Source organism: Pseudomonas sp. BS3782 TE3695 (assembly GCF_050435305.1).
Lineage (GTDB): Bacteria > Pseudomonadota > Gammaproteobacteria > Pseudomonadales > Pseudomonadaceae > Aquipseudomonas.
Genome location: NZ_JBNDKB010000001.1, coordinates 1,679,358 through 1,702,622, shown reverse-complemented (window position 1 = coordinate 1,702,622; position 23,265 = coordinate 1,679,358). Strand labels below are relative to the sequence as shown.

The 23,265-nt window shown below is 58.4% G+C and carries 21 protein-coding genes; 9 read left to right on the top strand and 12 right to left on the bottom strand.

The annotated features are described in order from the left end of the window. Nucleotides 1-110 precede the first annotated feature (110 nt). Complete coding sequence (gene murJ, locus ABH909_RS07740) at nucleotides 111-1,649, bottom strand: murein biosynthesis integral membrane protein MurJ (RefSeq protein ID WP_429431839.1); 1,539 nt, start codon at nucleotides 1,647-1,649, stop codon at nucleotides 111-113. Between the two features lie 387 nt (nucleotides 1,650-2,036). Between murJ and rpsT the strand changes: the two genes are divergently transcribed. Beyond that, complete coding sequence (gene rpsT, locus ABH909_RS07735) at nucleotides 2,037-2,315, top strand: 30S ribosomal protein S20 (protein WP_007901883.1); 279 nt, start codon at nucleotides 2,037-2,039, stop codon at nucleotides 2,313-2,315. A gap of 185 nt (nucleotides 2,316-2,500) precedes the next feature. Here rpsT and ABH909_RS07730 read toward each other — a convergent pair whose 3' ends face one another. The 5 genes from ABH909_RS07730 to rplU form a co-directional block, all read right to left on the bottom strand. Next, complete coding sequence (locus tag ABH909_RS07730; protein ID WP_429431836.1) at nucleotides 2,501-2,965, bottom strand: CreA family protein; 465 nt, start codon at nucleotides 2,963-2,965, stop codon at nucleotides 2,501-2,503. Nucleotides 2,966-2,977: 12 nt separating this feature from the next. After that, nucleotides 2,978-4,096, bottom strand: coding sequence for a glutamate 5-kinase (proB, locus tag ABH909_RS07725; protein ID WP_429439773.1), 1,119 nt, complete (start codon nucleotides 4,094-4,096; stop codon nucleotides 2,978-2,980). Nucleotides 4,097-4,219: 123 nt separating this feature from the next. After that, nucleotides 4,220-5,443 carry an Obg family GTPase CgtA gene (gene cgtA, locus ABH909_RS07720; protein ID WP_052967586.1) on the bottom strand — a complete coding sequence of 408 codons (1,224 nt, stop codon included), beginning with the start codon at nucleotides 5,441-5,443 and terminating at the stop codon, nucleotides 4,220-4,222. A gap of 193 nt (nucleotides 5,444-5,636) precedes the next feature. After that, on the bottom strand, nucleotides 5,637-5,912 hold the full coding sequence (rpmA, locus tag ABH909_RS07715; RefSeq protein WP_007901871.1) for a 50S ribosomal protein L27: 276 nt from the start codon (nucleotides 5,910-5,912) through the stop codon (nucleotides 5,637-5,639). 35 nt (nucleotides 5,913-5,947) lie between these two features. After that, complete coding sequence (rplU, locus tag ABH909_RS07710) at nucleotides 5,948-6,262, bottom strand: 50S ribosomal protein L21 (protein WP_007901869.1); 315 nt, start codon at nucleotides 6,260-6,262, stop codon at nucleotides 5,948-5,950. A gap of 240 nt (nucleotides 6,263-6,502) precedes the next feature. On the opposite strand from rplU, the gene ABH909_RS07705 reads away from it, so the two are divergent. The 3 genes from ABH909_RS07705 (at nucleotide 6,503) to ABH909_RS07695 (ending at nucleotide 8,443) form a co-directional block, all read left to right on the top strand. Then, entirely contained in the window at nucleotides 6,503-7,471 is a 969-nt protein-coding gene (locus tag ABH909_RS07705) for a polyprenyl synthetase family protein (protein ID WP_030129461.1), read from the top strand. 166 nt (nucleotides 7,472-7,637) lie between these two features. Continuing rightward, on the top strand, nucleotides 7,638-7,979 hold the full coding sequence (locus ABH909_RS07700) for a zinc ribbon domain-containing protein YjdM (RefSeq protein WP_201116276.1): 342 nt from the start codon (nucleotides 7,638-7,640) through the stop codon (nucleotides 7,977-7,979). 206 nt (nucleotides 7,980-8,185) lie between these two features. After that, a complete protein-coding gene (locus ABH909_RS07695) occupies nucleotides 8,186-8,443 on the top strand; it encodes a hypothetical protein (RefSeq protein ID WP_429431832.1) in 258 nt (85 codons plus the stop codon). 143 nt (nucleotides 8,444-8,586) lie between these two features. Here the strand turns inward: ABH909_RS07695 and ABH909_RS07690 are convergent, their stop codons facing one another. The 4 genes from ABH909_RS07690 to ABH909_RS07675 all read right to left on the bottom strand — a co-directional run bounded on the left by ABH909_RS07690 (nucleotide 8,587) and on the right by ABH909_RS07675 (nucleotide 10,967). Next, nucleotides 8,587-9,204: an FKBP-type peptidyl-prolyl cis-trans isomerase gene (locus ABH909_RS07690; RefSeq protein WP_007901858.1), complete on the bottom strand. Its 618-nt coding sequence runs from the start codon at nucleotides 9,202-9,204 to the stop codon at nucleotides 8,587-8,589. A 130-nt stretch (nucleotides 9,205-9,334) separates the two neighbouring features. Then, nucleotides 9,335-9,631 carry a DUF6482 family protein gene (locus ABH909_RS07685; RefSeq protein ID WP_429431829.1) on the bottom strand — a complete coding sequence of 99 codons (297 nt, stop codon included), beginning with the start codon at nucleotides 9,629-9,631 and terminating at the stop codon, nucleotides 9,335-9,337. A 202-nt stretch (nucleotides 9,632-9,833) separates the two neighbouring features. After that, nucleotides 9,834-10,322: a TIGR00645 family protein gene (locus ABH909_RS07680; RefSeq protein WP_007901849.1), complete on the bottom strand. Its 489-nt coding sequence runs from the start codon at nucleotides 10,320-10,322 to the stop codon at nucleotides 9,834-9,836. A 303-nt stretch (nucleotides 10,323-10,625) separates the two neighbouring features. Continuing rightward, nucleotides 10,626-10,967: a hypothetical protein gene (locus tag ABH909_RS07675; RefSeq protein ID WP_095632317.1), complete on the bottom strand. Its 342-nt coding sequence runs from the start codon at nucleotides 10,965-10,967 to the stop codon at nucleotides 10,626-10,628. Between ABH909_RS07675 and ABH909_RS07670 the strand changes: the two genes are divergently transcribed. Next, on the top strand, nucleotides 10,966-11,217 hold the full coding sequence (locus ABH909_RS07670) for a hypothetical protein (RefSeq protein ID WP_429431826.1): 252 nt from the start codon (nucleotides 10,966-10,968) through the stop codon (nucleotides 11,215-11,217). The genes ABH909_RS07675 and ABH909_RS07670 overlap by 2 nt on opposite strands. Nucleotides 11,218-11,285: 68 nt before the next feature. Here ABH909_RS07670 and ABH909_RS07665 read toward each other — a convergent pair whose 3' ends face one another. Further along, nucleotides 11,286-13,724: a Lon protease family protein gene (locus tag ABH909_RS07665; RefSeq protein ID WP_427626808.1), complete on the bottom strand. Its 2,439-nt coding sequence runs from the start codon at nucleotides 13,722-13,724 to the stop codon at nucleotides 11,286-11,288. Nucleotides 13,725-13,995: 271 nt separating this feature from the next. On the opposite strand from ABH909_RS07665, the gene ABH909_RS07660 reads away from it, so the two are divergent. The 3 genes from ABH909_RS07660 (at nucleotide 13,996) to ABH909_RS07650 (ending at nucleotide 17,238) form a co-directional block, all read left to right on the top strand. Beyond that, entirely contained in the window at nucleotides 13,996-14,484 is a 489-nt protein-coding gene (locus ABH909_RS07660; RefSeq protein ID WP_429431823.1) for a DUF3015 domain-containing protein, read from the top strand. A gap of 105 nt (nucleotides 14,485-14,589) precedes the next feature. Next, nucleotides 14,590-16,443: a DUF4105 domain-containing protein gene (locus ABH909_RS07655; protein ID WP_429431820.1), complete on the top strand. Its 1,854-nt coding sequence runs from the start codon at nucleotides 14,590-14,592 to the stop codon at nucleotides 16,441-16,443. A 300-nt stretch (nucleotides 16,444-16,743) separates the two neighbouring features. Beyond that, nucleotides 16,744-17,238: a GreA/GreB family elongation factor gene (locus ABH909_RS07650; protein ID WP_429431817.1), complete on the top strand. Its 495-nt coding sequence runs from the start codon at nucleotides 16,744-16,746 to the stop codon at nucleotides 17,236-17,238. A gap of 188 nt (nucleotides 17,239-17,426) precedes the next feature. Here the strand turns inward: ABH909_RS07650 and ettA are convergent, their stop codons facing one another. Continuing rightward, entirely contained in the window at nucleotides 17,427-19,091 is a 1,665-nt protein-coding gene (gene ettA, locus ABH909_RS07645) for an energy-dependent translational throttle protein EttA (protein ID WP_095632324.1), read from the bottom strand. A 273-nt stretch (nucleotides 19,092-19,364) separates the two neighbouring features. Here ettA and ABH909_RS07640 point away from each other — a divergent pair, with 273 nt between their 5' ends. Further along, the gene (locus ABH909_RS07640; RefSeq protein ID WP_429431813.1) at nucleotides 19,365-23,213 is read left to right on the top strand and encodes a sensor domain-containing protein; all 3,849 of its coding nucleotides are present in this window, start codon (nucleotides 19,365-19,367) and stop codon (nucleotides 23,211-23,213) included. The last annotated feature ends 52 nt before the right edge of the window (nucleotides 23,214-23,265 follow it).

Genomic DNA, 23,265 nt, shown 5'->3' with positions numbered 1-23,265 from the left:
AAGTGGTCGATTATAACCACACCCGGCGGCCGACGACAGGCAACACCGTAACCCAAAGTGATCGAGCCGACAAAACCGTCGGCTCGCCCGTGTTTATCGAGGCAAAAGCCTCAGTTCAGCGCTTTGCGATTGAAGTCGCGCAAACGGAAGCCCATCAACAGCAACATGCCGAAATAGACCACCACGCCGGCGATCACCAATGCGCCCAGACGCAGCAAACGCTCTAGCATATGCCCTTCCGCCCAAGCCGGCATGAAGTGCATGGCGCCTAGCAATACCGCGGACATCACCGTCACTGCCACCAGCAGTTTAAGACCGAACTTCGCCCAGCCCGGTTGCGGCTGATACATCTGCTGCTTGCGCAGTTGATAGAACAACAGTCCTGCGTTGATGCACGCGCCCGCGCTGATGGCCAGGGCCAGACCGGCATGAGCTAGCGGACCGATCAGCACCAGGTTGAACAGCTGAGTGACGACCAGGGTGAAAATCGCGATTTTTACCGGTGTCCGGATGTTTTGTTGCGCATAAAAGCCTGGCGCCAGCACTTTGATCAGGATAATTCCCAGCAAGCCGACGGAATAGGCAATCAACGCGCGCTGGGTCATGGCCGCATCGAATGCGCTGAATTGGCCGTACTGGAACAACGAAACCGTCAGCGGTTCAGCCAGAATCCCCAGCGCCAGGGCGCACGGCAATACCAGCATGAAGCACAGGCGCAACCCCCAATCGAGGATCCGCGAGTATTCGTGGCGATCCTGGCTGGCATAGGTCCTGGCCAGCGTGGGCAGCAGAATCGTGCCCAGTGCCACACCCAGTACACCGGATGGCAATTCCATCAGGCGATCGGCGTAATACATCCAGGACACGGAACCGGCCACCAGAAACGAAGCAAATATGGTGTTGATGATCAGCGAAATCTGGCTCACCGAAACGCCGATGATCGCTGGCAGCATCTGCTTCATGACCCGCCAGACACCGCTATCGCGCAGACTCAGGCGCGGCAGCACCAACATGCCGATCTTCTTGAGATGCGGCAGTTGAAACAACAATTGCGCCAGGCCACCCACCAGAACGGCCCAGCCCAGCGCCATTACCGGCGGATCGAAATACGGCGTCAGGAACACCGCAAAGATGATCATGCTGACATTGAGCAGGGTCGGCACGAAGGCCGGGACCGAGAAGCGGTTCCAGGTGTTGAGGATCGCACCGGCCAATGAAGATAGGGAGATCAGTAATATATAAGGAAAAGTGACCCGCAGCAGATCGGTGGTCAGCTCGAATTTTTCCGGGGTTGTGACGAAACCGGGTGCCGTGGCCCAGATGACCCAGGGCGCGGCGAGCATGCCTAGCGCAGTGACCAACGCCAGTACCAGCGTCAGCAGGCCCGAGACGTAGGCAATGAAGGTTCGTGTCGCCTCCTCGCCCTTCTGGCTTTTATATTCGGCGAGAATCGGCACGAAGGCCTGGGAAAATGCTCCCTCGGCGAAGATCCGCCGCAACAGATTGGGCAGTTTGAAGGCGATAAAGAAGGCGTCGGTCGCCATTCCTGCACCAAATGCGCGAGCGATAAGGGTGTCGCGAACAAACCCCAACACCCGGGAAAGCATCGTGATAGAGCTGACAGCGGCCAACGATTTGAGCAGATTCATTGAAAGAGTTTTTGCCTGTCGATAAACAGCAGGCGAACAACGCGCCCACTTATGCGATACTCCGCGCCGCAACAGCACAGAGCCAAAGCTCGCGAGTTTACAGGTCGCACGCCGGAAAGAAATATCCAGCTCACCGTCCCTTTGAAAACGTAGCGAGCGAAGGCAAGACAAGGCGAAAGCAGGCGAGGAAGCGGAGTTGACTTCAGTCAATGAGCATTTCGAGGGTGCTTTCAACGCTGTATTGCCGAGCGCAGTAGTTTTCATGGGGTCGGAACCGGCCACTTAGCGGAACGTCTCTCCCGCCCTTGACAAGCCATCAACTCATCGGCATGATTCGCGGCCTATTTTGTTTGCTATTTCCTAAAAAGTCTTTCGAGGAGCTCGACGGTGGCCAACACACCTTCCGCCAAAAAACGTGCAAAACAGGCTGAGAAGCGTCGCAGCCACAACGCCAGCCTGCGTTCCATGGTTCGTACCTACATCAAGAATGTAGTTAAGGCCATCGACGCAAAAGACGCTGCCAAAGCTCAAGCTGCTTACGTTCTGGCTGTGCCAGTTATCGACCGTATGGCCGATAAAGGCATCATCCACAAGAACAAGGCTGCTCGTCATAAGAGCCGCCTGAATGGCCACGTAAAGGCCCTGAACGTTGCCGCTGCTGCCTAAGCGACACGCTCATTAAAAAACCGACCTCAGGGTCGGTTTTTTATTGCCTGTGATTTGGCAAACACCACGCAAAAAAAATGTGGGAGCAGGCTTGCTCGCGAAGGCGGCGTAACAGTCAACATAGATGCTGAATGCCAGCCAGTCTTCGCGAGCAAGCCCGCTCCCACATTTTGATCTTTGCTAGCTTATTGAGCGTGCGTCCACGGCAAAATCGGAATCGCCGTCACCGCATTCTGTGGGCTGCCCTCGATCAAACGATCGCTATAAACCAGATACACCAGCGTATTGCGTTTTTCATCCAGGAATCGCACTACCTGCATGGTCTTGAACACCAGGGACGTGCGCTCCTTGAACACTTCCTCGCCATCCTTGAGCTCACCCTTGAAGTTGATCGGCCCGACCTGACGGCACGCAATGGATGCTTCTGCGCGATCCTCGGCCAGACCCAATCCACCCTTTACGCCACCGGTCTTGGCGCGCGACAGGTAGCAGGTCACGCCCTCCACTTTCGGATCATCGAATGCCTCGACAACGATACGGTCGTTCGGACCGACGAACTTGAACACCGTCGACACCTGGCCAATTTCATCGGCCGAGACCAATAGCGGCATCGCCAATAACAAGCCCAATAATCCTTTTGCCACACGCATTCAGGTATTCCTTCAGACCAGAATCAGGTTATCGCGATGAACCAGCTCTGGCTCCGCCATGTAACCCAGCAGACCGACAATCGCCTCAGACGATTGACCGATGATTTTTTGTGCTTCCAGAGCACTGTAGTTAGCCAGGCCACGAGCAATTTCACGACCGTCCGGCGCCACGCAGACCACCATTTCGCCACGACGGAAACTGCCCTGAACCAGTTTGACACCCACCGGCAGCAAACTTTTGTTGCCCTGGGACAACGCCGTCACCGCACCCGCATCCAGCACCAGTGTGCCGCGGGTTTGCAGATGCCCGGCCAGCCACTGCTTGCGCGCCGCCAACATGCCACGCTCAGGCGACAACAAGGTGCCGATGCGCTCGCCCGCCTTGAGACGATCCAGCACGCGATCAATGCGCCCGCCGACGATGATGGTGTGCGCACCGGAACGCGCCGCCAGGCGCGCGGCGCGCAACTTGGTCTGCATACCGCCACGACCCAGTACACCGCCCGTGCTGCCAGCCACCGCATCCAGCGCCGGATCATCGGCACGCGCCTCGTAAATCAGCTTGGCATCGGGATTGTTGCGCGGATCGGCGTCGAACATGCCGTCGCGATCGGTGAGGATCACCAGCAAATCAGCTTCAACCAGGTTCGCCACCAGCGCCGCCAGCGTGTCGTTGTCGCCGAAACGGATTTCGTCAGTGACCACGGTGTCGTTCTCGTTGATCACCGGGATCACCTTGAGCTCGACCAGTGCGCGCAGCGTACTGCGAGCGTTCAGGTAGCGCTTGCGGTCGGACAAATCATCATGCGTCAGGAGAATCTGCGCGGTATGCCGGCCATGCTCGGCAAAGCTCGACTCCCAAGCTTGCACCAACCCCATCTGACCGATGGCGGCAGCGGCCTGCAACTCGTGCATTGCACTGGGTCGTACAGTCCAGCCCAAACGGCTCATGCCCGCCGCCACTGCCCCGGAGGACACCAGCACCAGCTCAACACCCGCCTCGTGCAAGGCAACCATCTGCTCAACCCAGACACCCATTGCCGCGCGATCCAGGCCTTTGCCGTCCGCCGTCAGCAAAGCGCTGCCGATCTTCACAACCCAACGCTGCGCACCTGTCACCTTGCTCCGCATCATCTTCAACCTTAGCTTGAGGACAGCACGACCCAGCGCTGCCCATGACGTTATTCGTGACTACCGATTTCCAGATACTAAAACGCCGCTCTAGTGAGCGGCGCTTAAGTTTATCGCAACGAATCAGTCACGCACGTAAATGATTTCCGGACCGTCTTCGTCATCCACATCTTCTTCGTCCCAATCGTCGTCACCGATGTCATGAACCGACTTCACACCACTGCGACGCAGGGCACGCTGATCGTCCAGCGCCTGCAACTGGGCGCGCGCTTCGTCTTCGATGCGCTGATCGAGCTCGGCCAGCTCTTCCTTGTAGGCCGGGTCGTTAGCCAGACGATCGGCACGATCTTCCAGGTAACGCATGATGTCATGGCAAAGACGCTCGGTGCCTTGCTTGGCGATCGCGGAGATCACGTAGACCGGACCGGTCCACTCCAGACGATCAACGATTTCCTTGACGCGAGCGTCGTGCTCTTCCTCAAGGATCTGGTCGCACTTGTTCAGCACCAGCCAGCGATCCCGCTCAGCCAGGGACGGGCTGAACTTGGTCAGTTCGCTGACGATCACTTCAGCGGCATCTGGAGCACTGGTGTCATCCAGTGGCGCCATGTCGACGAGGTGCAGCAGCAGACGAGTACGCGACAAGTGCTTGAGGAAACGAATCCCCAGGCCCGCACCCTCGGAAGCACCTTCGATCAGACCAGGAATGTCCGCTACCACAAAGCTCTTCCAGCGATCGACGCTGACCACCCCCAGATTCGGCACCAAAGTGGTGAACGGGTAGTCGGCGACTTTCGGCTTGGCGGCCGATACCGAGCGAATGAAGGTACTTTTGCCGGCGTTCGGCAAACCAAGCAGACCGACGTCCGCCAACACCTTCATTTCCAGCTTCAGGTCGCGCTGCTCACCCGGCTTGCCCGGCGTGGTCTGGCGCGGCGCCCGGTTGGTACTGGATTTGAAACGAGTGTTACCCAGACCGTGCCAGCCGCCGTGAGCCACCAGCAGACGCTGGCCGGCCTTGGTCAGGTCGCCGATCACTTCCTGAGTCGCGGAATCGATAACGGTAGTGCCAACTGGAACGCGCAGCACCAGCTCCTCACCTTTCTTGCCGGTACAGTCAGTGCTGCCGCCGTTGGAACCACGCTCGGCATCGAAGTGCCGGGTGTAACGGTAGTCCACCAGGGTGTTGAGGTTTTCGTCGGCGACCATGTAGACCGAGCCGCCATCACCACCATCACCGCCGTTCGGGCCGCCGTTTTCAATGAATTTTTCACGACGGAAGCTCATGCAACCGTTGCCGCCGTCCCCGGCCTTTACTCGAATCGATACTTCATCAACAAACTTCATAACAAAACGCCTCTCGCCATACGGACGAGCCGAAAAAACCTAGACATAAGACTCTTGCAAAAATGAGCGCAGCGACCTCAATCAACGACCGCAAATCCAGCGCTGGAGCCCATCACAAACAGCTTTGCAAGAGACTCACCCCACAAACGAAAAAGCCCCGTCGCAAGACAGGGCTTTTCCAGCAACTACGTAATTATGCCGCGACGACGTCAGTCTTCGGAACAATGCTTACGTAACGACGACCGAAGGCGCCCTTTACTTCGAACTTGATCACGCCGTCGATTTTAGCGAACAGAGTGTGATCCTTGCCCATGCCAACGCCGTAGCCAGCGTGGAATTGGGTGCCGCGCTGACGCACGATGATGTTGCCCGGAATGATAACCTGGCCGCCATACATCTTCACGCCAAGGCGTTTGGCTTCTGAGTCGCGACCGTTACGGGTACTACCACCAGCTTTTTTGTGTGCCATGAGTTCAATTCTCCTAGTGAGGAATTAGGCTGAAATTAAGCCTGAATACCGGTGATTTTGATCTCGGTGTACCACTGGCGGTGGCCCATACGCTTCATGTGGTGCTTACGGCGACGGAACTTGATGATGCGGACTTTATCGTGACGACCTTGGGAGATCACTTCAGCCACAACGGTAGCGCCAGGAACAACTGGAGCGCCGATATTCACGTCGTCGCCATTGGCAACCAACAGAACGCGATCAAAAGTAACGGATTCGCCGGTAGCGATTTCCAGTTTTTCGATCTTCAGGTATTCACCTGGAGCAACTTTGTACTGCTTGCCACCAGTAACGATTACTGCATAAGACATGGTATTTCTCCGATAATCCTGCTCACCCAGCTCTTTATAAGAAGAGGTATTGGCTGGCATGGCTGCATAAGGCTGGAAGGCCTGTTTGCAATTGCGTAAGGCAGGTGCTGCCCAGGAAGTTCAGGGTGCGCGATTGTACGCAAGCTGCTTGAGCGTTGCAAGTGGCTGTCTATCGTGCCTTGACACCCGCCGACGTGGGTCCTAGCATGCCGCGCAACCCTTCTGGAGCAACTGTCGCTGATGCAACCCCAAGCTTTCTACCGCGCGGTGGCGGACGATTTTAGCGCCGTCGACGGCATCATCAAGAAACAGCTGACTTCCCGAGTGCCGCTGGTATCGAAAATCGGCGATTATATTACTTCGGCTGGCGGTAAACGCTTGCGCCCGTTGCTCGTGCTGCTGTGCGGCAAGGCACTCGGCCGCGAAGGCGATGACCTGCGCCTGCTGGCCGCAACCATCGAGTTCCTGCATACCGCCACCCTGCTGCACGATGACGTCGTCGATATGTCCGGCATGCGCCGTGGCCGCTCGACCGCCAACGCCATGTGGGGCAACGCGCCGAGTGTGCTGGTGGGCGACTTCCTGTATTCGCGCTCTTTCGAAATGATGGTCGAACTGGGCTCCATGCCGGTGATGAAGATCCTTTCGCAAGCCACGCGCATCATCGCTGAGGGCGAAGTGTTGCAGCTGTCGAAGGTACGCGACGCCAGCACTACTGAAGAAACCTACATGGAAGTTATCCGCGGCAAAACCGCGATGCTCTTCGAAGCCTCGACCCACAGCGCCGCCGCCCTGGCCGGTGCCTCGCCGGAACAGAGCGAAGCACTGCGTACCTTCGGCGATCACCTTGGGGTGGCGTTCCAGTTGGTCGACGATCTGCTGGATTACCGTGGCGATGCCGAAACCCTGGGCAAGAACGTCGGTGACGATCTGGCCGAAGGCAAACCGACGCTGCCGCTGATCTACACCATGCGCGAAGGTACTCCTGAGCAGGCCGCACTGGTTCGTCAGGCGATCCAGAAAGGCGGCATCGAAGATCTGGAAAGCATTCGCGAAGCTGTCGAGGCGTCCGGTTCGCTGGATTACACCGCGCAACTGGCCCGCGATTATGTGGCCCGTGCGATCAAGTGCCTCGATGCCCTGCCCGCTAGCGAATACCGCGATGCGCTGGTTGAGCTGAGTGAGTTTGCGGTCGCCCGCACGCACTGACATTCACGGCAAGATCAAAAGATCGCAGCCTTCGGCAGCTCCTACAGGTGTATACAACCCCCCGTAGGAGCTGCCGAAGGCTGCGATCTTTTGCTTTCAGCTCCCCGCGCCTTAAAAACCCTATATAATGTGCGCTCTTTAGCCAACCTGAACCCAAGGAGCCTTAGTGAGCACGTTGCCACCCTGCCCGAAATGCAATTCCGAATACACCTATGAAGACGGCGCACAGCTGATCTGCCCGGAGTGCGCCCACGAGTGGTCCGCCGGTGGAGAAGCTGAAGTGGCTTCCGATGACACCGTGAAAAAGGATTCGGTCGGCAATGTCCTGCAGGACGGCGACACCATCACCGTGATCAAGGACCTCAAGGTCAAAGGCACGTCGCTGGTGGTCAAGGTCGGCACCAAGGTCAAGAACATTCGCCTGTGCGATGGCGACCACGACATCGACTGCAAGATCGATGGCATCGGGCCGATGAAGCTTAAATCCGAGTTCGTCAGAAAAGTCTGAATCTGCTGTATTCCATCCCGCGCCTGCCGTGGGATGGTGCTTCGCCCTTCCCCGAATCACCCAGCATTCCCGCGCAATAGCCTAACGCCTGTCGCTTTGACGCCCAGCCATTTCCCCGCAGAAAAAAACACAAACCGCCAATAGACCCTTGCTATTTGATGAATAAGAATTATTCTCATTGAAACCCATCAATGGAGATGAGACTTATGACTTATTTGATCGATGCCTGGCTGGACCGCCCACACCCCTACCTCAGAATCCTGCATCGGGAAACCGGGGAAGTCTGTGCCGTGCTTGAAGAAGAAGCCTTGAACGAGCTGCAGGATCAGGGTGATCTGGACGTCAATGGCTTAAGTTCCAGCGAGCCAGTGGTGCTCAAGGAACTGGTGCGCAATCTGTTTCTGTTTTGTTATGCCCGGGCGTTGCGCCCGACCAGCGGTCTGAACCATAAAATTGAACTATGAAAATGCAACATGTCGGAGCGAGCCCTGTGGGAGTGGGCTTGCTCGCGAAGAGGCCATGACATTCAACATCATCGCTGAACGACACACCGCCTTCGCGAGCAAGCCCGCTCCCACATGACCGAGCCCGTTCCGACACTCAGGTATTACAGAACGTCGAGCAGTTCGACGTCGAATACCAATACGCTGTGCGGCGGAATGCTGCCAACGCCTTGAGCGCCGTAAGCCAGTTCGCTCGGCACGTACAGACGCCATTTGCTGCCGGCGTTCATCAGTTGCAGGGCTTCGGTCCAGCCTGCGATGACGCCGCCAACCGGGAATTCTGCTGGCTGACCACGATCGTAGGAGCTATCGAACACAGTGCCATCGATCAGGGTGCCGTGATAGTGAGTGCGCACTTGATCTTCACGGGTCGGCTTGGCGCCTTCACCCTGGGTCAGCACTTCGAATTGCAGGCCGGAAGCCAGAGTAGTGATGCCTTCACGCTTGGCGTTTTCAGCCAGGAAAGCCAGGCCTTCGCCAGCAGCGGCTTCAGCCTTGGCTGCAGCTTCGGCTTGCATGATTTCGCGGATCACCTTGAAGCTGGCGGACATTTCTTCCTGACCCACACGGCTTGGCTTGCCGGCGAATGCGTCGGTCAGGCCCGCCAGGATCGCGTCCAGGCTAACGCCCGGTGGTGGATTGTCACGCAGCTGGTCGCCCAACTGACGGCCAATGCCGTAGCTGACGCGGGTTTCGTCGGTGGACAGATTTACTTCGGACATGACACTGCTCCGCTGTGCGGACGGCCCTGGAACTTGCCGTGCGTACACAGCGCATCCCGGAGCGCCCGGAATCAAAAGGGCGAGCAGACTAGCACAGATGCCGTCACGTTGATGAGCGGCATCAGCGCTGTCACACGGAACGGAAGGTGATCGGTACTTTCAGGCTTTCCTCGGTGCTGGCACCGCACATTTCGTCATGAACCGAGGTATGCACAACGTTGAACGACAACTTGGGAAAGGCGTGAAGCACATCACGTGCATGCTCGACCGAACGCAGCTGCAATGTTTCGCCGTGAGCATCGAGCAAACGATGCGGCGCGCCATGCACCCGAGCCTCCAGCACGTAGAACACGCCTTCCATCGAGATCAGGTTCAGCTCATCGACCTTTCCGGCGACGGCATACGCATTCAATTCTTGTAAAGTCATGAGCGCACCTCACACAGTGGGCCAGCCAGGATCTCTACATGGAATGCCTCGACGGGTCAAAGTACAAGCCACAGACGACACCGCCCGTCTGTTTCACAAAACTGTGGGAGCGTGGCTTGCCCGCGATGGCATCACCGCGGTCTGACGATAAACCGCGGTGATGCCATCGCGGGCAAGCCACGCTCCCACAAGGATCAGTCGATCAGTGCTTGGTCAGCTTGTCCAGATAACCCATGGCGAACGCCGAGACCACGAAAGTCATGTGAATGACCACATACCACTTCAAATGCTCTGGATCGACGTTCTTGGCGTCCATGAAGATCCGCAGCAGGTGAATGGACGAAATGGCCACGATGGACGCCGCTACCTTCATCTTCAATGAAGACGAATCCATGGTGCCTAGCCAGTTGAGCTTTTCCTTGCTGTCGTCGATATCCAGCTGGGAAACGAAGTTCTCGTAACCGGAAATCATCACCATCACCAGCAAGCCGCCCACCAGCGCCATGTCGATCAGCGACAGCAGTACCAGAATCAGATCCGACTCGGCCATCGAGAACACGTTAGGGATGACGTGGAAGACTTCCTGGAAGAATTTCAGTGCCAACGCCAGCAAGCCCAGGGACAAACCGAAATAGATCGGCGCCAGTAACCAGCGGGAGGCGTACATTGCATTTTCGATAAAGCGTTCCATTGAATCTCACACAAGGGGCTGGAAATGGCGGCGAGTATAACAGCCACCTGTTACACCCAGAAACCGCTGGAAAATCCGCAACCTGCGTGTGTGTGACAAAGTTTTTCTGCTAGTGCCCAGATGATTGACAGGTCAGCAACATCGAACAGGAAGGCTAGGCATACGATGCCCGTCAGTTGCCTAAAGGCATGGCCAGCCCACCCGTCTGGAAACTTATCAGCGAATCAACCTCACCCCCGTTCAATTTGGGTTTGAGGTCAAACTCGACCAGGCTGAGCCAGGTAACCCTGGTCAATAGCCTGTTCAGTGATCAGGCCGGAACTCGGGTCCGCTAAGGTTGCGGTAACGGCCGCCATTGATTTCTCGCAACTGGGCTTGCAAATGCAGGCACCAGATTTGCGGGTCGTCGGCCAGCTCGTAACCATGCAAGGTCAGACTTTCAACGATGGTGTCGAGGATCGATTCCGCCACGACCGGCCCACGAAACGGGCCTTGGGCCTTGATGGCAGAAGGCTGCTCGCCGGCCATGCCGGCGGCGAAGAGCAAGGTCCACATGCCCGTATCTCCCGCCAGCGGGCGGATAGCACATTCGATACGGGTCACAAGGCCCAGGCATTGACGGGTGAGACAGAGGTTGCGCGACATGGCGGCGACCCTCGGTAGATCCGGTATTCAGCCTCCACGGGAAGGCTGTCTCGATCCAGTGATTACTGTCGATATCCTTGAGCAGATAATAGAAGAAAAGTCTGGCTCGCACGCGAACCAGAATCAGAAGGTGCCGAGTGGTCACCGCGCAAATATTGACGCCATTTCGATGGCGCTCTTTTGCATTGAATACAGTCAGCAAAGCACTACAGAACCTGTGGGAGCGGGCTTGCTCGCGAAGGCGGCATAACAGTCGACATTGATGTTGAATGTTAGTCAGTCTTCGCGAGCAAGCCCGCTCCCACAGGGGGGTTTGTGTCAGGCCGGTTTGATTTCCAGCATCGCTTCCTGTGCCAACTCCTTTTCGGCCTCTTTGAGGTCTTCCTCGCTGATCATTTCCGCAATCACCCGCAAGCGTTCCACTACCCGCGCGTTGATGCTGCCTTCAGGGAATGCGCCATTCTCATCCGGCGCACCGGCTGGCTCGCCGACCAACAGGCTCAGCGCCTCGTCGGCCTGGCGCACTGCGTAGACATGAAACTGCCCTGCGCGCACCGCCGCCAGCACCTTCTCGTCGAGCATCAACGTGGCGACGTTGGCCTGAGGAATGATCGCCCCTTGCTCACCGGTCAAACCACGGGCTTCGCAGAGTCGGAAGAAACCTTCGATCTTCTCGTTGACCCCACCCACCGCCTGCACTTCACCGAACTGGTTGATCGAACCGGTAATCGCAAAACACTGCTTGAGCGGGGTTTTCGACAAGGCCGAAATCAGCGTGCATGCTTCGCCAAGAGACGCGCTGTCACCGTCGACATAACCGTAGGACTGTTCCAGGGCGATGCTTGCGGAAATCGCCAGCGGGAATTCCTGGGCGTACCGGCTGCCCAGATACCCGGTAAGGATCATCACGCCTTTGGAGTGGATCGGCTGGCCGAGGTTGACCTCGCGCTCGATGTCGACGATGCCGCTGCCGCCCGGATAAACCGTGGCGGAAATCCGCGCCGGCACCCCGAAGGCCGAATCGCCGACTTCCAGTACCGTCAGCCCGTTGCACTTGCCGACGGCCGCGCCATCGGTGTCGATCAGAATGATCCCCGCCAGCATGTCATCGAGAATCCGCGCTGAAACGCGCCCGGTACGGGTTGCCTTGGCCTTGAGTGCACGCTCGATGTGCCCGGCGTCGGTCATGTCGTCACCCGCCAGGTCACGAATGAAATCCGCCTCGCTGACCAGCTGGAACAGATCGCCGATCCGCGCCGACAATCGCCCCTGGTGTTCGGCCAGACGAGCGCTGTAGGTCGCCAGACGCGCCACCGCATCGGCGGTCAGCGGCGCCATGCCTTCTTCGGACGTACGGGTTTTGAGCAACTGGGCGAACTGCTCCAGGCTCTCGTCGACCATCGGGATGTCTTCGTCGAAATCCACCAGGACGCGGAACATTTCCTGGAAGTCCGGATCGAGGTCCTGCAGCGTGTAATACAACTGCCGGGCGCCGATGATCACGACTTTCACCTGCAACGGAATGTGCTGCGGTGTCAGCGTCACAGTGGCCAGACGGCCCAACTCGCCCAGCGGCGATTCCATTTTCAGCTTGCGCGATTGCAGGGCACGCTTGAGCGCATCCCACACGAACGGCTCACTGAGCATTTTTTCCGCTTCGAGAATCAGGAAACCGCCGTTGGCCCGGTGCAGCGCACCCGGTCGCAGCTGCCGATAGGTGGTGTAGAGCGCGCCTTGGTCGGTGCTGTATTCGATGCGGCCAAACAGGTTGTCGTAGGTCGGATGCGGTTCGAACACCACGGGCGCGCCGCCGCTGAACGGATGACCAACCACCAGGCTTGGGGCGTATTGCTCTTCGAGCAATTTGCGGGCGATGGCGTCGGTCTTGCTGTCGTCCACCAATTGCTCGACCACTGTCTTGAGCAGGTAAACCTGCATCGCTTGCAGGTACCCGCAAACGCCAGCGTTTTCCGCGTACTTTTCCGACAGTGGCGCCAGCAATGGCTGCAAGGCCAGGGTGATGGTTTCTTCGTTGAGCTGACGCAGTTGATTGCTCGACTCGCGCTTCCATTGCGGCAGGCTGGCGAGCTCTTCGTTCAACCGCTCTTCCAGGCCGGAAATGTCATCATGAAAGCGTTCGCGCTCGGCTTCCGGCAACTGGGCGAATTCCGCCTCATCCAGGGCCTTGCCTTCGCTCATCGGCGTGAAGGCGATGTTGCTGCTGTCGCGGTACAGCGCGACCTCTTTCTCCAGCGCCAGACGCTCGATTACATCCAGGGCACGGTCATAACGCTGGTTGAAAGCGCGGTCGATGGCGCTTTTCTTCTGCTGATAGGACGGGTGCTCGAACACGGCCGGAAAGGTTGCCAGCAGGTTGTCGATCAAGCCGTTGATGTCACCGATGAAAGCACCGGCGGTGCCCGACGGCAATTCCAGCGCACGCGGCTCGCGCGGCTCATCGAAATTATTGACGTAAACCCAGTCAGCCGGGGTCTGCAGGCGTTTGCCTTCGGCCTTGAGATAGCGTTTGACGAACGAAAACCGGCCAGTGCCGGGCTCGCCCATGACGAATACGTTGTAACCGGGGCGTGGCATGGCCACACCGAACTGCAAGGCTTCGACCGCGCGTTCCTGGCCAAGCACACCGCGGAAGGGCTCCAGATCATTGGTGGTAGAGAAGCTGAACTGTTCAGCGGAAAACGGACGGGTCAGCGCTTCAGGCGCTAGACGCAAGCTGGCAGCAACAGGATCAGGCATCGGGCTTCCTTACATCAGGCGGGGCAGATAGCGGCATTCTGGCGCTGCCCGTACCTCACTGGCAAGGCGCGCCTCAAGCCAAAGCTCAGACAATCCCTGCGCGTCGGGCCGGGCGGCTCAAAATCAGTGTTTTCAACGAATGTTTCGCAAAAAGTAACGGAACCCGCCGAACCTGCCTAAACTCCAAGCTGCGCGGCTGGATGATAACCGGCCCACTGGCACCATTAGGGGGCCAGCACCTTGTCCATTGGTACACAAAGAGAACATAGCTATGAAACGGATTCTTCTCGGTACTCTCTTCACCGCTGTATCCATCAACGCCATGGCTCAGGCGCCAGGCGGTCCGGACTGTGGTTGGGGCAACATGCTGTTCGAAGGTCAGCGTGGCACCCCGGCACACTTCCTGGCATCCACCACCAACGGCACTTCCGGTAACGCAACCTTCGGCATGACTTCCGGCACCAATGGTTGCTCGACCAATGCGGCGCTGACCTATGGCGGCAAATCCTGGATTGCCATGAATGGCATGATGAACGAGCTGTCTGAAGACATGGCTAAAGGTCAGGGCGAAGCGCTGACCACTTACGCCGTGGTACTGGGCGTGGCGCCGGAAGACCGTGCGCACTTCGCCGCTGTGACTCATCAGCACTTCCAGCAGATCTTCAGCAAAGCTGACGTGACCGCTGATGACGTGCATACCAACACCCTGGCCGTGCTGAAAAGCGACCCGCGTCTGGCCAAGTACGCCACTCAAGCTTAAGCTCGATCCATCCCGCTCCTGTTGGGGGCGGGTTTTGTTTTTTGAACCTGGCCCTTTTGGCCTGCCCCTTTGGGTCTTTGTTTCTTTCGGCTTAAGTTGCCCACTATGCTCAAACGCCTTGCCTGGCTGGCGCTCTGTGTCTGCGCCCCGCTGTCCGCCGCGCCACCTATCGACAATCAACGTTTGCAGCAACTGGCCAACGACCCCTTCTGGATTTCCCTGGGGCATTACGAAACCGCCAAGCTCGGTGGCTGGCGCAGCTATGTCAGCGACAAGAAATTCTTTCTCGCCCCCGATGGCAACGAACACCCCGACCGTGAACTGGCGGCGACCGTGCAGGCACTGTATGCCCCGGCCAGCGTCGGCGAGCAGCATGCCCAATGCGTTTACCCGGCCCGCGCCCGCTGGCTCAAGGCGCAACTTGAACTGACCGATCTGCCGACGCCGGACTGTGCCGAGTTCAAGCAATGGTTCAAGGATGTTGCGCCCCACAGCGCGGTGATGATTTTCCCGGCGGCCTACTTGAACAGCCCATCGTCGATGTTTGGCCACACCTTGCTGCGCATCGATCAGGCCAATGTGCAGAGTGACAAGACCTCGCTACTCAGTTACGCGATCAATTTCGGTGCTTACATCGAGGGTTCGGACAACAGCATTCTGTATGCCTGGAAAGGCCTGATGGGTGGCTATCCCGGGCTGTTTGCGCTGGTGCCATACCAGGAAAAGCTCTCGGAATACCGTAGCCTCGAGAACCGCGACCTGTGGGAATACCGTCTGAACCTGACGCAGCAGGAAACCGAGCGCATGGTCGAACACGTGTGGGAACTCAAGCAGATCCAGTTCGACTACTTCTTCTTCGACGAAAACTGCTCTTACCGCCTGCTTGAGCTGCTGCAAGTGGCGCGACCGAACTTGAATCTGACCGAGCAATTCCTGTTGACCGCTATTCCCACCGACACGGTCAAAGCGGTGAAAGAAGCCGGGCTGGTGCAATCGATCGAATATCGCCCGTCCCGTGAGCGTGAACTGCTGAGCCGCGCCGAGCCATTAACCGTTGAAGAGCAAGAGTGGGTGCTGAACGTCAGCGCCGATCAGACGCAATTGCAGAATCCGGCGTTCAAGGCTCTAGCTCGCGACCGTCAGGCGTTGATCATTGATGCGGCTTATCGTCTGGAGCGTTATCGCGCCAACGGTCAGGAGCGTGACCCGCAACGGGCTCAACGCAGTTTCGAATTATTACGCGCAATCAATCGAAACCCGCCTCCGGAACTGGAAATTCCGCAACCCGGCTTGCCCGAGGACGGTCACGAATCCCGCACCTGGCAGGCCGGCATCGGCACTCGAGGCGACAAGGCCTTCGGCGAATATGGCCTGCGCATGGCCTATCACGATCTCAATGACAACATGGAAAATTTCCCCCTCGGCGCGCAGATCGAAATTCTGCAGATGAAGCTGCGTCAATACGAAGGCAATGACTGGCAGTTGCAGCAACTGGACCTGGCGACCATCCGCTCGCTGACGCCGCGCAATGAGTTATTGCAGCCGCTGTCGTGGCAAGTCACCGGCGGCCTGGAGCGCGTACCGGGCAAGCACGATGACGAAACCCTGGTCAGCCATGTCAATGGCGGTGGCGGTGGAACCTGGCAGCTAGGTGACGACATGCTCGGTTTTGCCTTGGGCACCGTGCGTGTGGAGCATAACAACGACTTCGCGGGTTTCATCGCCCCGGCGGCGGGTTTCAACAGCGGCCTGCTGTGGAAAAACCCGCTGGGCAATTTCAGCCTGGAAGCCAAGGGGGATTACTTCACCAATGGCGAAGTGCGCCGCAGCATGAGCCTGAATCAGCAGTGGGAACTGTCGCGCAATCTGGGCGTGCGCCTGAGCGCCCAACGCGAATTCAGCCATATAGCCTCACCCGAAAACGAAGTGATGCTTGAAGTGAATTGGTATCACTATTGATCGTTGCTTAACCGCAAAAGATCGCAGCCTGCGGCAGCTCCTACAGGAGCGCATGTAACCGCGCTTTTGTAGGAGCTGCCGCAGGCTGCGATCTTTTGTCCTTTCTCTCACTCCCAGCCGACAAATCTGCTTCTAGACTTCCCTTATAAGCCGTTGAACGGTCGAGCGCGAACGGACCTGGCAACACGAGAAAGACCGGGACGCCGCGCGAGCCTATCGCTCGCAATAAGTCGTTTACAGACATTTGTCGAAACTTAAAGCCTGCGACCATGGCCCAAACCCTATTAATGGGAGAAAAGCATGAGTCGCGCCTTCGTCAATGAAGATAACGCCGCCGCGCAAGCCGATCAGCCAGTCGAACGGCAGGTCAGCGCGCAGCCCAATTACGTCACGCCAGTGGGCCTGGCGCAGCTTCAGGCGAAAGTCGCCGAACTGCAAAGCCTGCTTGATCAGGAAAGCGCCAAAGGTGACCTGGCCGACAAGCAGCGCCAGGCCGACCTCGATCGCGACTGGCGCTATTTCAAGCATCGCCTGCAAAGTGCGCAACTGGTCACCCAGGCCTCCTCGACCGACAAAGTGCAGATCGGCAACTGGGTGACCTTTGCCGACGAACACGATCATCAGCAACGCGTGCAATTGGTCGGAGAAGACCAGGCGGATGCCGCCCATGGTTTGATCAATTGGAGTTCGCCGCTGGGACGGGCGTTGCTCGGGGCAAAAGTGGGCGATGAGGTGTTGTGGAAGCGACCGGCGGGGGATTTGGTGATTGAGGTGTTGGCCATAGAGGCCGGGTGAGTTCGATGACGTCGCGATCTCGCCTGTAGGAGCTGTCGAGTGAAACGAGGCTGCGATCTTTTCAGGCCCGCTCCAATCCCAAGCGGAAGGATCAAAAGATCGCAGCCTCGTTTCACTCGACAGCTCCTACAGAAGAACAAAAAACGGAGCCCCGAAGGCTCCGTTTTTTCTATGCGACCAACCTGAAATCAAGCCAGTTTCTTGTGCCGTACACGGTGCGGCTGGGAAGCCGCTTCGCCGAGGCGTTTCTTGCGATCGGCTTCGTACTCGGTGTAGTTGCCTTCGAAGAACACCGCTTGCGAGTCGTCTTCGTACGCCAGGATGTGAGTCGCGACGCGGTCAAGGAACCACCGATCGTGAGAGATCACAATGGCGGCGCCGGGAAAGTCGAGCAAGGCTTCTTCCAGGGAACGCAGGGTTTCAACGTCGAGGTCGTTGGACGGTTCGTCGAGCAACAGGACGTTGCCGCCCTCTTTCAGGGTCAGGGCCAGGTGCAAGCGACCACGCTCACCACCGGACAAGTCCTTGACGAACTTCTGCTGATCACCGCCCTTGAAGTTGAAGCGACCGACGTAGGTGCGCGATGGAATCTCGTAGTTGCCAATGCGAATCTGATCGGAACCGTCGGAGATCTGCTGGAACACAGTCTTGCTGCCATCCAGGTCTTCACGGCTCTGGTCAACACACGCCAGTTGCACGGTTTCGCCGACTTCGATAGTGCCCGAGTCCGGTGTTTCCTTGCCCATCAACATACGGAACAGGGTCGATTTACCGGCACCGTTACCGCCGATCACGCCAACGATGGCGCCTTTAGGCATGGAGAACGACAGGTTGTCGATCAACACGCGATCGCCGTAACCCTTGGAGACGTTCTTGAACTCGATGACCTTATCGCCCAGGCGCGGACCGGCCGGGATGTAGATCTCGTTGGTTTCGCTGCGCTTCTGGAATTCCTGCGATTGCATTTCTTCGAAGCGTTGCAGACGTGCCTTGGATTTGGACTGGCGGGCCTTGGCGCCTTTGCGCACCCATTCCAGCTCTTCCTTCATGGCCTTTTCGTGAGCCGATTGTTGCTTGGATTCGGCCGCCAGACGATCGGACTTGGCTTCGAGCCAACCCGAATAGTTGCCCTCGTACGGGATACCGGCGCCGCGGTCGAGCTCGAGGATCCAGCCGGCGACGTTGTCCAGGAAGTAACGGTCGTGCGTGATCGCAACCACGGTGCCCGGGAAATCGTGCAGGAAGTGCTCCAGCCAGGCGACGGAATCGGCGTCCAGGTGGTTGGTCGGTTCGTCGAGCAGCAGCATGTCCGGTGCGGACAGCAGCAGGCGGCACAGGGCCACGCGACGCTTTTCACCACCGGACAGGAATTCGACTTTGGCATCCCATGCTGGCAGGCGCAGCGCATCGGCGGCGACTTCCAGTTGGCGATCCAGGTTGTGACCGTCGCTGGCTTGCAGGATGGCTTCGAGCTTGGCCTGTTCTGCCGCCAGTTTGTCGAAGTCTGCATCCGGTTCAGCGTAGGCCGCGTAAACCTCGTCCAGGCGCGCCTGGGCGTCCTTGATCACGCTGACCGCTTCCTCGACCACTTCACGCACGGTCTTGGTCGGGTCCAGGATCGGTTCTTGCGGCAGGTAGCCAATGTTCAGGTCCGGCATCGGACGGGCTTCACCGTCGAACTCTTTATCGACGCCCGCCATGATTTTCAGCAGCGTGGACTTACCCGAACCGTTGAGACCGAGTACGCCGATCTTGGCGCCAGGGAAGAACGACAGCGAAATGTTTTTCAGGATTTCCCGCTTCGGCGGAACAACTTTGCCCAGCCGATGCATGGTGAAGACGTATTGAGCCATGGAGAACCTTGGGTCAGTGACTGATGAATGATTGGAGCGCAGGCAATGCCCGGCCAGGCCATGCGCGTCGTTCGTCTGATGGGTATCAAGGCGTGCGCGCTGTCTGGGAGCTGGAACGCTCCCGCGTAACCGGCAAAGCTACCTTATTGATAGAAAGCAGTCCAGCCGAGCGGGACTGGCACTTCGCCACAACTCAAGGCATGCTAGCCGCCCTTCGGGCGTCCGGCTTATAGTGCACGTCGCGTCAGTCCAGCCAAACCGCAGGATTACAGTTTGTCTAATGTCTCTCCGCCATCGTCCGTGAGCGCGCTCAATCCTGCGACCGGCTCACCCCTGCGCGGAACCTTGAAAGGCGCGCTGGCAACCCTCGTGCTGTTGCTGCTCGCACTGCTGTTCTGGCAGCTGCTGGATCAGTTTCGCGAAACCCAGAAAAATCAGCGCCAGTACACCATCGACTACTCCGCCGATCTGGCTGCGCAAGTCAGTCTCAACATGGCGCTCAATGCCCAGATCGCCCTTAATCTGCTACCGATCATCGAACAACCGCAAAGCGCCGACGAACAACAGGCGTTGCTGCACAAACTGCAACAATCGCTGCCCGACCTGCGCAGCCTGGCGCTGCTCAGTCCGTCCGGAAAAATTCTCAGCGACAGCGCCGCCGACAGCCAGGACGCCAATTACCTCGGCGAACTGGTTCAGCGCAGCCGCGCCCAAGCCCACTATTTCAGCAATGCCGACGACGGCTCGGTGGTGCACTTGCTTCTGCATCAGGCCCGCGGCAGCAGTCGCGGTTATTGGGCCCTGCGTCTGACACCGACGTTTTTCTCCTTACTGACCAAACAGGGCGACGCCGGCATCCGCCCCTTGTGGCTGGTGGAAAACCGTATCAATCATCAGATCATCAGCCGCGATGACACCCAGCCCTCGGCCAAGCCGGCCAAGCTGACAGCCGACGAGCTGGCCAACAGCGTGCTGACAGTTCCTCTGAGCAGTAGCGATTGGCAATTGCGCGGGTTGTTCGACCGGCAACGGGTGATTGAACAGCTGCTGCCGGCGTTCATCGGCAAATGCCTGCTGGGCCTGGCCTTTTCGCTGTTGCCGTTCATCGCCCTGCTGAGCATTCGTCGCCGTCAACGCCAGTTGCATGAAGGCCGCCGACGCTATCAGGACATTTTCGAAGGCACCGGCGTTGCGCTGTGCGTACTCGACTTGTCCGGGCTCAAAAGTGTCCTCGACAAGGCTCAGCTCAACAGCAGCGAGCAGTTGAACGCCTGGCTCCAGACACCGGAGCAACGCCAGCAACTGCTGCAGGAACTGCGTATCACCGAGGTCAACCAGGTTGCCTTGCAATTGCTCAACGTCAATTCCTGCGATCAAGCCTGGAAACTGCTGATCGACGGCTGCCCATCGGACGGTACGGCCATCGGCAATCAAGTGCTCGAAGCGGTGCTGCAACAGCAGAAACAGCTTGAACTGGAAATCAAACTCCAGGACGCCAAAGGCCGCGACCAGCATTTGTGGCTGGTGCTGCGTCTGCCGGAAGATCAGGCCGACTATAAGGCGGTGATCCTGAGCATCAGCGACATCACCAGTCGCAAGCTCATCGAATTGTCGCTGCTGGAGCGTGAAGGGTTCTGGTCCGATGTGGTGCGCACCGTGCCGGATCATCTGTATGTGCAGGATGTAATCAGCCAGCGGATGATCTTCAGCAACCATCACCTGGGGCAAACGCTGGGTTACAACCGCACCGAACTGCACCAGATGGGCGAGTATTTCTGGGAAATCCTCTTGCACCCCGAAGATGCCGATTACTACCACCAATCACGCCAGTCCCAACGGCACGCGGGTTACACCCAACTGATGCAATGCCAGCTGCGCTTCCGCCATCGCGATGGCAAATGGCGGCGTTTCGACATTCGCGAACAGGCCCTGGCGCGGGACAAACACAATCAGGTCACGCGCATCATCGGCGTGGCCAAAGACATCACCGACCAGATTGAAGCCAGCGAGTCCCTGCGCGACAGCGAGCAGCGTTACCGGATGCTCGCCGAAAGCATCAGCGACGTGATTTTCTCCACCGACAGCAAGATGTCGCTCAATTACGTCAGCCCCTCGGTGCAAGCCGTACTGGGCTTCGACGCCGACTGGATATTCCAGAACGGCTGGCAATCGACCATCGCCAACCCGCAACAACTGACCGGCATCTACAGTCTGATGGACCGGGTCAGCAAAGCGCTGGATAAGCCCGAGCAACTGGCGCTGCTGCGCAGTCAGGTGCAGACCCAGCTGTTTCTGTTCGACTGCCTGCGGGCCGACGGACGCAAGATCCCCATCGAGTTGCGTCTGGTGCTGGTCTGGGACGAGCACGGTGCCTTCGAAGGTGTGCTCGGGGTCGGCCGCGACATCAGTCAGCAACGCCGTGCCGAGAAAGACTTGCGCATGGCGGCCACGGTATTCGAGCACTCGACCTCGGCGATTCTGATCACTGACCCGGCCGGCTATATCGTCCAGGCCAACGAAGCGTTCAGTCGCGTCAGCGGCTATGCGGTGGCCCAGGTCCTCGACCAGTTGCCGAACATGCTCACCGTCGATGAACAGCAGGAAGCCCATCTGCGCTATGTGCTCAAGCAATTGCATCAACACAGCACCTGGGAAGGCGAAGTCTGGCTCAAGCGGCGCAACGGCGAGCATTACCCGGCTTGGGTCGGGATTACCGCGGTACTCGACGATGAAGGCGACCTGGCTAGCTACGTGTGTTTTTTCAGCGACATCAGCGAACGCAAGGCCAGCGAGCAACGGATTCACCGCCTCGCTTATTACGACGCCCTGACTCACCTGCCCAACCGCACGCTGTTCCAGGATCGCCTGCACACCGCACTGCAATCGGCTGAACGGCAGAAGTCCTGGGTGGTGCTGATGTTCCTCGACCTCGACCGTTTCAAGCCGATCAACGACTCCCTGGGCCATGCCGCCGGCGACCGCATGCTCAAGGAAATGGCCACGCGCCTGCTCGGTTGCGTCGATGATGACGACACCGTGGCACGCATGGGCGGCGATGAGTTCACATTGCTGCTGCAACCCCGGGTCAACCGGGAGATCGCGTTAAACCGGGCGATTCACGTGGCCGAACAGATTCTTGCCAGCCTGGTGAAACCGTTCGTGCTGGAGGGCCGCGAGTTCTTTGTCACCGCCAGTATCGGTATCGCCCTGAGTCCTCAGGACGGCAGCGAACTCAGTCAGCTGATGAAGAACGCCGACACCGCGATGTACCACGCCAAGGAGCGTGGCAAAAACAACTTCCAGTTCTATCAGGCCGACATGAACGCCAGTGCCCTGGAGCGCCTGGAGCTGGAAAGCGACTTGCGCCATGCCTTGGAGCAAAATGAATTCGTCCTGTATTACCAGCCGCAATTCAGCGGCGATGGCAAACGCCTGACCGGTGCCGAAGCCCTGCTGCGCTGGCGTCACCCACGCCGCGGTCTGGTGCCGCCGGGGGATTTCATTCCGGTGCTCGAAGAGCTCGGGCTGGTGGTGGACGTCGGCGACTGGGTGATCAGCGAGGCCTGCCGTCAGCTCAAGACCTGGCATCAAACCAAAGTGCGGGTGCCGAAGGTTTCGGTGAATATTTCGGCCCGGCAATTCTCCGACGGTCAGCTCGGCACGCGGATCGCCACCATCCTCAAGGAAACCGCCCTGCCGCCGGCGTGCCTGGAGCTGGAGTTGACTGAAAGTATTCTGATGCGCGAAGTCAGCGAGGCGATGCAGATCCTCGCCGGATTGAAAAACCTCGGCTTGAGCATTGCGGTCGACGACTTCGGCACCGGGTATTCATCGCTCAACTACCTCAAGCAATTCCCGATCGACGTGCTGAAAATCGACCGTACCTTCGTCGATGGCCTGCCCTCGGGTGAACAGGACGCGCAAATTGCCCGGGCGATCATCGCTATGGCCCACAGCCTCAATCTGGCGGTGATCGCCGAGGGCGTGGAAACCCATGAACAGCTCGACTTCCTGCGTGAGCATGGTTGCGATGAGGTTCAGGGGTATCTGTTTGGCCGGCCGATGCCGGCGAGTCGGTTTGAGGCGCAGTTCAGCAATGATGCGTTGTTCATGTTTGATTGAGATTTTGTAGTGAGGCAGACGGCCTCTTCGCGAGCAAGCCCGCTCCCACAGG